General features: G+C 44.3%; 11 protein-coding genes. 1 reads left to right on the top strand and 10 read right to left on the bottom strand.

Features of this window, described 5'->3' with window-relative positions:
• The 8 genes from WBA23_RS16305 to WBA23_RS16270 form a co-directional block, all read right to left on the bottom strand.
• Nucleotides 1-1,346 (bottom strand): fasciclin domain-containing protein (locus tag WBA23_RS16305; RefSeq protein ID WP_424583350.1); only part of this gene is annotated, 1,346 nt, incomplete at its 3' end.
• Nucleotides 1,347-1,532: 186 nt separating this feature from the next.
• On the bottom strand, nt 1,533-2,288 hold the full coding sequence (locus tag WBA23_RS16300; RefSeq protein WP_424583349.1) for a HisA/HisF-related TIM barrel protein: 756 nt from the start codon (nt 2,286-2,288) through the stop codon (nt 1,533-1,535).
• A 152-nt stretch (nt 2,289-2,440) separates the two neighbouring features.
• Nucleotides 2,441-3,385 (bottom strand): pyridoxal-phosphate dependent enzyme, encoded by a 945-nt coding sequence (locus tag WBA23_RS16295; protein ID WP_424583348.1) that lies wholly within the window; start codon nt 3,383-3,385, stop codon nt 2,441-2,443.
• 34 nt (nt 3,386-3,419) lie between these two features.
• Nucleotides 3,420-4,211: an RraA family protein gene (locus WBA23_RS16290; RefSeq protein ID WP_424583347.1), complete on the bottom strand. Its 792-nt coding sequence runs from the start codon at nt 4,209-4,211 to the stop codon at nt 3,420-3,422.
• A gap of 44 nt (nt 4,212-4,255) precedes the next feature.
• Nucleotides 4,256-5,029 carry a peroxide stress protein YaaA gene (yaaA, locus tag WBA23_RS16285; protein ID WP_424583346.1) on the bottom strand — a complete coding sequence of 258 codons (774 nt, stop codon included), beginning with the start codon at nt 5,027-5,029 and terminating at the stop codon, nt 4,256-4,258.
• 83 nt (nt 5,030-5,112) lie between these two features.
• Nucleotides 5,113-6,465: an MATE family efflux transporter gene (locus tag WBA23_RS16280; protein WP_424583345.1), complete on the bottom strand. Its 1,353-nt coding sequence runs from the start codon at nt 6,463-6,465 to the stop codon at nt 5,113-5,115.
• 87 nt (nt 6,466-6,552) lie between these two features.
• The gene (locus WBA23_RS16275) at nt 6,553-7,110 is read right to left on the bottom strand and encodes an NUDIX domain-containing protein (RefSeq protein ID WP_424583344.1); all 558 of its coding nucleotides are present in this window, start codon (nt 7,108-7,110) and stop codon (nt 6,553-6,555) included.
• Nucleotides 7,111-7,386: 276 nt separating this feature from the next.
• On the bottom strand, nt 7,387-7,917 hold the full coding sequence (locus WBA23_RS16270) for an RNA methyltransferase (RefSeq protein WP_424583343.1): 531 nt from the start codon (nt 7,915-7,917) through the stop codon (nt 7,387-7,389).
• 294 nt (nt 7,918-8,211) lie between these two features.
• Here WBA23_RS16270 and mutS point away from each other — a divergent pair, with 294 nt between their 5' ends.
• On the top strand, nt 8,212-10,839 hold the full coding sequence (gene mutS, locus WBA23_RS16265) for a DNA mismatch repair protein MutS (RefSeq protein ID WP_424583342.1): 2,628 nt from the start codon (nt 8,212-8,214) through the stop codon (nt 10,837-10,839).
• On the opposite strand, the gene WBA23_RS16260 is transcribed toward mutS, so the two are convergent.
• Nucleotides 10,824-11,591 (bottom strand): NIPSNAP family protein, encoded by a 768-nt coding sequence (locus WBA23_RS16260; RefSeq protein WP_424583341.1) that lies wholly within the window; start codon nt 11,589-11,591, stop codon nt 10,824-10,826. The two genes, mutS and WBA23_RS16260, sit on opposite strands and share 16 nt — an antisense overlap.
• A 10-nt stretch (nt 11,592-11,601) precedes the next feature.
• Nucleotides 11,602-12,956, bottom strand: a 1,355-nt coding sequence (locus WBA23_RS16255; RefSeq protein WP_424583340.1) for an ATP-binding protein, incomplete at its 5' end; no start/stop codon positions are given.

Below are 12,956 nucleotides of genomic sequence, written 5' to 3'. Positions count from 1 at the left end.
GCCACCTCCACGTTTACTTCTTCATTAAGGACTACACTAATATCGAGTGGCTCCTCTCCTTCCGAGGTAGTCACCATAATCGATTCACCATTGAGCGTTTCTTCACTTTCAGTTAGATCGGCCGCTTTCTTAATACTTCCCAGAATATGATATTGTAAAATAGTGGTCAGCACATCATCGGGAATATCTTCTAAGGTTGCAAATTCTTCGCTATCAGCTAACAACTGCTCAAAAGCCGCATTAGTAGGAGCAAATACTGTTAGCATTGCTTCAGCGTTGCCAGCTGCATCCAGCAAAGTAGGAACGCGCTCTAGGGCAGCTACTAAAATACTTAAACCATCTGTAGCTACTGCCAACTCAGCAATGGTTGGTAGCGGGTCTAGCGATGGTGGCAACAGCACATTATCAATTACGTGGATCACGCCGTTGGTTGCCATTACATCGGCAGCCACTACAGCAATATCACCGTTCAAGGTTACTCCCTCTTCGCTCTTCGTAATCATAACTGATTCGCCTTGCACTGTTTCTTCGCTTTCGCCCAAGTCGGCCGCTAGTTTTTCTCCCGCCAGTACATGGTACTGTAATACTGCTTCCAATACATCGTCAGGAATATCTTCTAAGGTTGCAAAGCGGTCATCTTCTTCCAGAAATTTAGCAAAGGCATCGTTATTTGGACCAAATACGGTAAAAGGGCCATCGCCTTGCAAAGTTTCTACTATATCAGGAAATTTAGTAAGGGCGGTTTCCAGAATGCTAAAGTCATCGCCTTCTACCACAATCTCTACAATTGATTGATCGGCTTCCTCCCGGGCATTAGGATCAAGTACCCCATTGATAATATGCACAACTCCATTGGAAACTTCATTATCGGCACTTATCACTTGAATATTACCGTTCAGTGTTACTCCGTTGTCTAGCGTTACGCTTATGTTCCTACCGGACAGTAAAGTGGGTACATCGCCCGCCTCAAGGTCAGCCGCTAACGTCTTTCCAGCTACAACGTGGTAGCTTAGTACGTCAGTCAAAACATCTTCGGGAATATCGTCTAAGCTACTGAAGTCATTATTATTTGCTATAAAATCAGCAAATGCCGAATTATTCGGGGCAAAAATAGTTACAGGACTATTATCATTTGAAAGGGCATCAGCCAGATCAGTTCGGTTGATTGCATCTACTAGATCACTTAGCTCGTCGTTGTTTTGAGCTAGCTCCAAGGCGTTCGCTTGCGGTTCCGGAGTAACCGTATTATTTTCTTCATCCTCGCAAGCGGTGAGCACCACCAGTAGACTTAAAGCTACTACTAGTAGGTGGCGAGCGGTTAAAAAATATTTCCAACGTGTTTTCATCGTAAAATAGGTTTGGAGGTGTAATGATTAATTTCACTTGTATGAACATCATTGGTAGATAATGGAAATGGAAAATACCCTAAGTAGGCTAACTGATGGAGTGAGTTGTAGCAGATTTGCCGTGAACTGTTGGGGCAGGAAGTTTATAGATGATTCCATCTATAATTCAAGAAGAGAGAAGAACATCTACTGATTGACTACGAAGCGTTCAATTTCCTTCAGTGAGATCATGCCTTCGTAGTAGGCCCGCCCGAAGACTACTCCATGTAAACCAATTTCCTGCAAACGTTCAATATCTTCAATACGATGTACCCCCCCGCTGGCAATGAGTTTGATACCCGGAAATTTATCCATCAGGTCGCGATAGAGGTTAAAGGCGGGTCCTTCGGCTTGACCTTCTTTGGAAATATCGCTGGTTTTGAGAAATTTTAGGCTACGGCTATAGAAATACTCAACATGCTCAAACAAATCAATCTGAGTTCCTTTTTGCCAACCTTGAATAGCAACCCTCCGGCCTTCGGGTGTATCGCTGATGGCATCGGCACCCAAGGCAATTTTTTCCCGCCCGTAAGATATAATCCAGGAAGCAAATTCAGTCCGATGGTTTACCGCTGCGGTGGCGGCCGTAATCTTTTTGGCTCCGTGATCGAAAGCTTTATTTACGCCACCGTCAGTATTAATGCCTCCGGCAAAATCTATTTCCAGATTAGTATGGCCCGCAATTGCTTCCAAAATATGATAGTTGACCGGCTTTCCCGCGCGGGTTCCGTCTAAATCAACCAGTTGTAAACTACGGATACCGTGGTCTTCAAATTTCTTAGCCAAATCGATCGGGCTCTCCGGGTATACTTGCTCTTGATCAAAGTCACCCTGCTTCAGACGGGTAATTTTATTATTAAGAATAGAAATGGAAGGGATGATTTCAATTTTTCGAAACTGCATATTTCGTTTCTTATCGTAAGCAGGTAAGTATAGCTGTACAATTACTGAAAATTTCGGATGATTAAGCAATCTTTCCTAAAGAAAAGCATTTTTTACAATCAATCCTCTAAGGAAATACAAAAAACTTTCAAAAAGTGGCAAAACGAAATACCTTACGAAAATGGCAACGAAGTCAAATCTACGTTACCCCCGGTTAGAATAATTCCTACTCGCTTACCAGCAAAGTCATCCGCCTGTTTCAGCAACGCTGCTAATGGCACCGCACAGGATGGCTCAATAATAATTTTCATCCGCTCCCAGATCAATCGCATAGCGGCAATAATTTCTTCATCGCTTACCGTAATAATTTCTTTCACGTACTCTTGAATGATGGGAAACGTTTTATCACCCAGTGATGTAAGCAGTCCGTCGGCAATGGTATTAGGTTTTTCCGACGGAATAATTTGGCCCACTTGCAATGATTGATAGGCATCATCGGCGCCGGCAGGTTCTCCCGCAATGACTTCCGCTTGGGGTAGTAAATAGTGGGCACTCAGTGCCGTGCCGCTTAACAGTCCGCCACCTCCCACGGGAGCCATTATCGCATCTAAACCTTCACTATCTTCAATCAATTCTAAGGCGGCCGTGGCTTGTCCGGTAATTACCTGCTCATTATTGTACGGATGCACAAAGGTAGATTCGGTTCGGGCAATTACCTGAGCCAAGGTATCTTCCCGGGCTTGCAGGGTGGGTTCGCAGAAGACGATCTCAGCCCCGTACTCCGCTACCGCCCGTTTCTTCACTTCCGGAGCTGTGCTCGGCATTACAATATACGCCGGAATTCCGACCGATTGAGCCGCCTTCGCCAGTGCCTGTCCGTGGTTTCCCGACGAGTGGGTAGCTACTCCCTTCGCCCGGTCAGATTCTGAAAGGGAAAGCACCGCATTGGCGGCACCCCGCATCTTGAAGGCTCCGGCTCGCTGAAAATTTTCGCATTTAAAAAACAGCTTAGCACCGGACTTACGATTCAGCGTTTCGCAAGTAAGCACCGGGGTTCGGTGAATCAGCGGTTGAATTCGCTCAGCCGCTCGGCGAATATCGGTAAGGGTAATGGGCATTTTCTGAGTTAGTAATGAGAGGCAAATTGTATTGTCAATGGTCTTCTACCGTAAAATCTACCGGAATACCGAGCTCATCATAAAGTTTGCGGCGCGCGGCCATATCAATATTCTTCTCTTCTCGGGCGGCATCGGCTATATTTATCGCTTGCTCGCGAGGAACCACAATCACTCCATCGCCATCGGCTATAATCACATCGCCGGGCCGAATATACACTCCACCAATTACTACCGGCTCGTTGTACGATTCTAATTCGTTTCTTCCGGGACGAATGCCGCGACCGCGCTTGGTATAATCCATGTATACCGGAATTTCCTGCTTAATAATTTCGTCGGTATCGCGCACTCCTCCGGCAGCAATAATGCCTACTGCCCCCTGTCGTTTCCAGATCATACTGTTATTTGAGCCTACCGTGCCGGTATCACCGTCATCAGCATTATCAATGATTACTACATGCCCAGGTTGTAATTCCTTAATGAATGGCTCACCCGACAGGTTGGTGTACCACTGATCGCGCCATTTTTTATATTCTTCTCGCGATACTTCGCCTAGACTTTCTAGTCGCTGCGTAGGCACGTAACGCACGGTAAACGCAATGCCCACCAGCTGATGGGAAAACTCCTCAATGTCTTTCCAGAGCGGAGCGATCTCGCGGTCCATCAGACCTACATCTTTCAGACCTACCATATCCATACCATCGGATACATCAGCCACCCGTAGCCCCTCGTACAGTTTTAGCAACTGCTCATTAGTGACTTCTGATTGGTTTTGAGCTAGTAGGTTGATTGCTAGTAGCATTGACAGGGCAAAAGGTAGATGTTTCATAGAAGATTGTGTTGGTTGTTTTAATTAGCATCCTTAATAAAGCATTATCGAATAAATACCCATTCTCGCTCTGAAGATAGTGAATCGCTGTATTCGTAGCCCCCGTCAGTAAAGGTTTTTAATTGATTCGGTTCATCGATAGCCTGACGGATAATAAAGTTCGCCATTTTGCCGCGGGCCCGCTTGGCGTAAATCGCTACTATTTTATACTTACCTTCTTTATATTCCTTGAATACCGGTGTGATTATTTCTCCGACTAACTGTTTAATATCAATCGATTTAAAGTATTCATTAGAAGCCAGGTTTACTAAAACTTTGTTTTCCTGAGTTTGTAAAGCATTATTGAGTTGCTCAGTAATACGGCTACCCCAAAATTTATACAGGTTTTCGCCCCGAGAGTTCTCCAGTGAAGTTTTCATTTCTAGCCGGTAGGGCTGCATGAGGTCTAACGGGCGCAACAACCCGTATAGCCCCGAGATAATTCTCAGATGATTTTGCGCAAAGGCAAATTCCTGTTTGGTGTATTCTTCTACGGCAATATCGGTGTACACATCGCCCTTGAATGCTAATAAAGACTGCCGAGCATTCTCCTCAGTAAACGGCAAAGAGAACTGTTGAAACCGCTCGTGATTGAGGGTAGCAATCTTTTCGCTTACTCCCATTAGTTCGGCAATATCATTTACCGATTTTTTCTCTAACTCCTGCATAAGCTTTTCCGATTCGTTTAGCAGAGCCGGAGTGCTGTTAGGCAATTTGCTGCCATTGATAGAGCTATCAGAAAAATCCTGGGTTTTAGAGGGAGATAAGATTGTGAGCATGTTTTTAGTTGAAAGGGGGAAATTGATAATTAGCCCGATACTAGTGATTGTTAAAAATAATAAAGAAAAATTAAATGATAATATTATGCTACCGAAGTATAACGCTCTTGCCTGCGCCGACTGATAAGATGAAAACGAAGGGTTAATAATACTGCCGCAATGGTTAAACTAAGCAGTAATCCGACCCAGACTCCCTGCGGCCCCCACCCCAGCCCAAAAGCAAAGCCGTAGCCACTGGGTAAGCCAATTACCCAGTAAGCAATTAGGGTGATAATGGTTGGTATCTTCACATCGGCCATGCCGCGTAAGGCTCCTAGAGCTACCGCCTGACATCCGTCCGACAGTTGAAAAAACGCGGAGATAATCAGTAGCGAACCCGCCAGTTCAATCACCGGAAGTTCATCAATATACAGCGAAGGCAGCCAATGGTTGAGCGTGATAAAGGCTAAAGCGGAAAAACTCATTAACACCAAACTCATTAGAATAGCACTAAACCCTACCCGGCGTAAGTTAGGGAAGTCTTTCCGCCCTAACTGGTTTCCGACTCGTACGGTAGCTGCTGCGGCTAATCCGGTAGCTACCATGTAACTCACTGCCGATAAGTTGAGCGCAATCTGATGAGCTGCTAAAGCGGTAGCTCCTAACCAGCCCATCATAATAGACGCGGCAGCAAATGCGCCCACTTCGAAAATATATTGCAGCCCCGTGGGCACACCAATTTTTAACATCTTGGTGAATAGCGAATAACGTATGCCCGCTAACAGCCTTCCTACAGTAGGAAACCACCGAGCCCGCAGCACGTACCAGCCTATTGCGATTGCCATCAGAATACGAGCTACCAACGTAGCTACTCCCGCCCCGTTTAAACCAAGTTCGGGAAACCCGAAACGACCGTAGATTAATAAGTAATTGAGCGCAATATTTATCAGGTTCGCACTTATGGTAATTAGCATAGCAGTGCGAGTGAAAGCCAATCCTTCAGCAAACTGCCGGAAGGTTTGAAACACCATGAAGGGAATAAGAGAATACGCTAGTAATTCCAGATACGGCACCGCAAGGGTTACTACTGCTTGAGGTTGATTCATAAAAGGAAGCAACTTCCCGCCAAAAATGACTAATCCACAAAAGATAAACCCCGCTATGGTATTGATAATTGCTCCGTGCTGGAACACCCGGCCCATTTGCTGAGTATTACCTTCACCGTCGGCGGCAGCCACCAGTGGAGTAATGGCAATAGACAAGCCAATACCAAACATAAGCACCAGTCCGAATAAGCTATTGGCTAGTGAAACTGCGGCCAATGGTTGTGTTCCTAGTTCGCCTACCATAATACTATCGGCCACTCCTACCAGTATATGCCCCAATTGGCTGAGCATAACCGGGTAAGCGATTAATAGGGTTTTTTTGACGTGGGTTTGGTAGGACTGAACAGACACAAATGCAAGTTAGCAGTATATAGTCAATAGTCCACGGTTAGCAGTCCACGGTTTTATCAGAAAAATCTGTTGACTATTGACCGTTGACTAAATGTTAAGCATCCGAGCGACTTTCAGTAGTCCCGAGATGCTAATAGCGTCAGTGATACGGCCCTCCATAATTAATGATACTGCTGAAGTTAAAGGAAGACGTTTGATTTTTATATCTTCGGTATCTTCAAACTCCGGTTCGCCTTGTGTTAAATCTTGAGCTAGAAAAATAAAGCCTTCTTCGTCAGTCACCGAATTGGAGGTATGAATTCGCATGATATTATCCCAACGGCGAGCGGTTAGCCCAGTTTCTTCTTTCAGTTCTCGCTGAGCCGATACTAGGGTACCATCCGCTTTACTACCACCTCCCATGGGAATCTCCCAAGAATACTCATCTAGTGTATAACGATACTGCCCTACCAGCCAAGTGTACATCTCATCATCTACCGGAACAATGCCAATGGCTAAATTTTTAAAGCTTACTTTGCCGTAAATACCTGGGCCTCCACTGGGGTTAATCACCTGATCTTCGTAAACCTCAATCCAAGGGTTATCATATACTTGCTTTCGCGCTAAGCGCTGCCAAGGATTACTGGTTTTTGCTAACTTCTCCATAGTATTTATTAAAATATCTCTAAAATTTACGAAAATTCCGAGATAAAGACATGAGTAATGTACTAAATCAGTAAATAACAGACTCGATATAGCGAAGGAAATTAGGAGTTAATTGCTGATTTTTATTTCCCTCTGGTTAAATAAATGTATGTATTAGATTATTAGTGGCCGCCGCACGGTCATTTATTCATTATCAGTTGCCTTTTCACCTTTTCCAATCTCTGGTTTCCGTTCTCCTATTTTCGCATTTCACATCTCACATTTCATATTTCCGCACTAGTCTTCCAGCTTCTTGAAGAAGTCCCACATCACAATTCCAATACTTACTGAAACGTTTAGCGAATGCTTGGTGCCAAACTGCGGAATTTCCAGGCAAGTATCGGCATCAGCTACTACCTCTTCTTCTACTCCAAATACCTCATTTCCGAAGATAAGGCAGTATTTGCTGTCGCGGTAGGGCATGAAGTCTTGGAGGGGAACGCTTTCATCAGCTTGCTCTACGCAAATAATCTTGTAGTCTGCTTCCCGTAATTCATCCACTACTTCTTTCGTTTTCTCTCGGTGAGTCCAGGCTACCGACTCAGTAGCTCCCAGAGCGGTTTTATTAATGTCGCGGTGAGGCGGTTTGGCCGTAATACCACATAGGTAAATCCGTTCAATCCGAAAAGCATCAGCCGTTCGGAAAGCCGACCCGACATTATGCATACTCCGAACGTTATCCAACACAACAACAATAGGCCGTTTCTCTTCAGCTTTATATTCATCTACACTGAGTCTGCCGAGTTCTTCATTCTTTAGTTTTCTCATAGATGTGTTTTATTTGAAATACCTATACTAGATATTAAAGGTTTAGTCCCGGATAAGTTACGGGGTGAAGGATATTGGTGGTTAAAGAGAGATTATATAATATATTAACTTACAAATTCTAAAGCCAAACCCCTAACACTCAAAACCCTTTTATTCTCTCTGTAAAGGAGAACGAAATTTCGTAACTTATCAAGATAACTACCCAGAGAATTATTTTGTAACGAAATTCTTTTGCCTAACCTTACCCGAACAATTACATTTGTAAGATTTGTTAAGCGCTAATGCTACTCAACTATGCCTTCTACTAAGAAAAAATCTAAGAACAAAGATACTCCCCTAATGCGTCAGTACAGCCGGGTGAAATCTCAGCATCCGGGGGCAATTCTGTTATTTCGGGTGGGCGACTTTTACGAAACCTTTGGCGAAGATGCTATTACTGCTAGCCGAGTGCTAGATATTGTACTAACAAAACGAGCCAACGGTTCAGCCTCTAATGTGGAACTGGCTGGTTTTCCCCATCATGCGTTAGACAATTACCTAACTAAGTTAGTGAGAGCGGGTTACCGAGTTGCTATTTGCGACCAGTTAGAAGATCCTCGTTTTGCCCGAGGCGTAGTGAAGCGAGGCGTTACCGAATTAGTTACTCCCGGTCTATCGTTTAACGACCAGGTGCTTAATCAGAAACATAATAACTATTTAGCATCGGTACACTTTGGAAAACAACAGTTAGGACTTGCTCTGCTGGATGTTTCTACTGGTGAGTTTCTTACCGCCTGTGGTTCGCAGGAATACGTAGAAAAATTGATTCAGAGCTTTGGGCCATCCGAAATCCTTTATTGTAAAAACTGTCGCCCTCAATTTCAGGCCGTATTTGGCGACGAGCTACCAACGTATCGCTTAGACGAATGGCTTTATCACCACGATCATGCTTACGAGAAGCTCACGAATCACTTTAAAACTCCTAGCCTGAAGGGGTTTGGCATAGAACCGTTAACCGAAGGTATTATCGCTGCCGGAGCCATTCTGCACTATTTGGAAGTTACCGAGCACCACAAAATTCAGCATATTACCGCTATTGCTCGGTTGGAAGCAAATCGCTACGTATGGTTGGATAAATTCACTATTCGCAACTTGGAATTGCTCCACGCTCAGCACGAAGGTGGCGTACCGCTGATTGATGTGCTGGACAGTACGCATACCGCAATGGGTGGCCGATTACTGCGAAAGTGGATGGTACTTCCGCTTAAATCACCTAAAACAATTGAGGAGCGACTGAATATAGTTGAGGCTTTACTCAGCCAGCCCGAACTGCACCAAGCAATTGTAGAGCATCTAAAAGCGATCAGCGACTTAGAGCGGTTAATTTCTAAAGTGGCCGCCGGACGGATTAACCCGCGGGAAATGGTTCAACTAAAACAGTCGCTACAGCGTATCACGCCGATTAGCGAACTACTTTCGGTTTCAGGCTATCCGTCTCTGGAAAAGATCGCTCAACAATTACCGAGCTGCCAAGAGCTAGTAGCGAAGATTGAGCAGCAACTCAAGGAAGAACCACCCCTTGTTGCTAACCAAGGCAATTTAATTAACGACGGAATTGACGCTCAATTGGATGAATTACGCAGTATTGCGTACTCGGGTAAAGATCACTTAGCCCAGATTCGGGAACGGGAGGTAGAAAATACTGGAATCTCCTCGCTTAAACTGGCTTATAATAAAGTATTTGGGTACTACTTAGAAGTATCAAACGCTCATAAGGCTAAAGTACCTTCGGAATGGATTCGGAAGCAAACCCTAGTGAATGCCGAACGCTATATTACCGAAGAACTGAAAACCTACGAAGAAAAGATACTGACGGCTGAAGAACAGCTCGTTCAGATTGAACAGCGCATATTTCAGCAACTGGTATTGTTCGCCGCCCGCTACGTAAAAGAAGTGCAACATAACGCTCGAACTCTGGCCCGCCTCGATTGTCTTTCATCTTTTGCCGAAGTAGCCCGAACCCATCGTTACGCTAAGCCTCAATTGCTAGATTCGGATCGTATTGAGATTAAACAAGGTCGCCACCCGGTTATTGAACGGCAGTTGCCCCCCGGCGAGCCCTACGTGCCCAATGACATTCGGCTGGATAGTGAGGAGCAGCAAATCATGATTATTACCGGACCGAATATGGCGGGAAAATCAGCTTTACTTCGTCAAACCGCCTTAATTGTACTTATGGCTCAAATGGGTTCCTTCGTACCGGCTGAAGGAGCGGAGATTGGTTTGGTTGATAAAGTATTTACCCGCGTGGGAGCTTCAGATAATTTGGCGAAGGGTGAATCCACCTTTATGGTAGAGATGAACGAAACGGCCAGCATTATGAATAATCTGAGTCACCGTAGCCTGATACTGATGGATGAAATTGGGCGGGGCACTAGTACTTACGACGGTATTTCTATTGCTTGGTCACTCGTAGAGTATCTGCATAATCACGCTGAATGTCGTGCTAAAACGTTGTTTGCTACTCACTACCACGAACTAAACCAATTAGCTAACGATTTGCCCAGAGTAAAAAATTACAATGTGGCGGTGAAAGAAGTCGGTGATACTATCCTGTTTATTCGTCAGTTGCAGTCAGGAGGCAGCCAGCATAGTTTTGGTATTCATGTAGCGCAAATGGCAGGTATGCCCGCTGAGGTAGTAAAACGAGCTAATGAAATTATGCACCACTTAGAACGCGACAAGATTAGCGATTCCCAACCGGATTTGCTAGCCGATATTCCCAGAAGCAAAACGCAGCTTCAACTATTTGAGTTAGACCCCCGCTGGGCGCAGGTACAGGAAATTCTTGAACACACCGATATTAACGCCCTTTCGCCAATTGAGGCCCTACTCAAACTTAATGAAATCCAGATGCTGCTTCAGGCTCAAACCTGCGAGTAGTCGGTTGGCTTTAGGAAGATTCGGTTTACCTTGGATACTGAGTTAGCGTACTTAGCTAGACCCGACATTTGCTTCCACTCTGGGTGATCAACAAATTTTTTCCAATTGGCGTCCCGCTCTTCCATATCCCGGAAGGTGAGCATATAAGTAAGTTGAGGCAATTTTTCTCCGATGAGGGTTTCGCCAAAAAACACCGGATGCAGTCCGGTTTTGTAGAATAGTGGTAGCTCGTCGTCGTTAAACATAGCGACTTTGCGGCGCACGGCATCATCATTATAGCCTTCGTACGTGCGAAGTTCAAATATTCGTTCCTTTGCCTCCGGTACTTCCATTTGTGGAATAGCTGCAAACGCTCGCATTAGTGAGTTTTCGTAACGCGCAAAATTAGGACTAGTTGGCGAAGCACTATCCGCAAATGATCGACTATTCTGCTGATAGCTAGCTTCTCTTAACATTTTCGGCGTACTCTGGGCAAACTCTTCTAAACTACCAAAAGGAAGTAGTAGATGCAGACGGGGTGGTTCAGGCATTCCCATTTCAGTAAATACCCCCACGTTTTCTATGCCCAGCGCATTCATCGCCGGAATAAAAGCCAGCTGTAAATACTCATCAAACACTTTCATTTTGGAGCCAGAATTCAGTTGGTAGGTACGCCACTCATAATACTGCTGGCTGGCCACAGTAGACGGTGCGATTACGTTCAAACTTGCTGCGGCTAAGGTAGATTGTTGTAAAAAATTTCTTCGATCCATTTGGTTAAGGTTAAGAGTATTTGGTAATCTCATCGGAAATATGCTGCTCCAATTTATCAAAGTAGCGAGTAAGTTGCTGTATTGTATTATCAATTGATGTTAGCTCACCATGATCGTCTACGTATTCTTTCGCCTGATTTAGCAAGCGTTCCAACGGATTTAGATGGAGCAGCCGGATGTACGACATTATTTTATGACAATTGAACCGGAGCGCTTCATTATCTCGTCGTTTTATAGCATTAATAATTACTGGAAAACTTTCTAAGGTTAATCGTTGAATCTGCTCCAATATTTCCACATAACCTTTAGGGTCATCCAGGTAAAGCTCCCGCAACTGGCTAAAATCCGGATTAAGACCAGGAATAGTTACATCTCTAACAGGGGTAACAGTTACTAAATCTGTCGGGCGGTTCTTTGCTAATTCCGCCAGCTTCTGGTGCAAGCTTTTAGGATTAATTGGTTTAGAGATATAATCATTCATGCCCATTTCTTGAATACGCTCTCGGGTATTATCTGAAACCGAAGCTGTAAGAGCGATTATTGGGATATTTTCGTAGTGTGAGTCTTGCAGATTTCTAATTTCTCGAGTGGCTTCGTAGCCATCCATTTCTGGCATTTGAATATCCATTAAGATCAGATCATACTGATTATTTTTCACCTTTTGCAAAGCTTCTAAGCCATTCAGCGCGGTGTCTAATTGCACATCCCACTTATCAGATAGTCCTTCCATCAGCAATTGATTAGGGATAACATCTTCTACGTATAGTACTTTCAATCCTTCTAACGACTGAAATTCCGTCATGAAAGATTGGGCAGTGTTCTGTTTATTATTTTTAGACTGATCAGATTTGCCAAATGGCAAAGCTACCCGAAAGGTAGTCCCTTTCTTTTCAGTACTTTGCACAGAAATTTTTCCACCCTGTAATTCCACAATGCTTTTTACAATGGATAATCCCAAACCGGTTCCGCCGTATTTACTGGAGCCAGCTTGCTGATAGGGTTCAAATATAATAGTTAACTTATCTTCGGGTATTCCGATTCCAGTATCGGCAACCTCAAACAGCAAAATATACTGGTCTTTTTCTTCTCTTTCTACGTAAACACTGAGTACAATCTGTCCGTCTTCGGTAAACTTAACTGCATTGCTAAGCAGGTTGTTGAGAATTTGACCCAAGCGATTTACGTCACCCATCACTAATGTGGGCACTTCATCTTCGGTTAGCAACCGAAATAATATCCCCCGATCGCTCACCAAGCTTCGGTAAGTAGCTTTGGTGCCCTGAATAAATTCAATCAGATTAAATTCTTTATTACTTAATTTTAGCTGACCTGCCTTAATTTTTGATAAATCGAGTAGATCGTTAA

It is taken from the genome of Tunicatimonas sp. (assembly GCF_049647865.1).
Lineage (GTDB): Bacteria > Bacteroidota > Bacteroidia > Cytophagales > Cyclobacteriaceae > Tunicatimonas.
The sequence above is the reverse complement of the archived record's forward strand: the minus strand, read 5'-3'. Positions and strand labels throughout refer to the sequence as shown.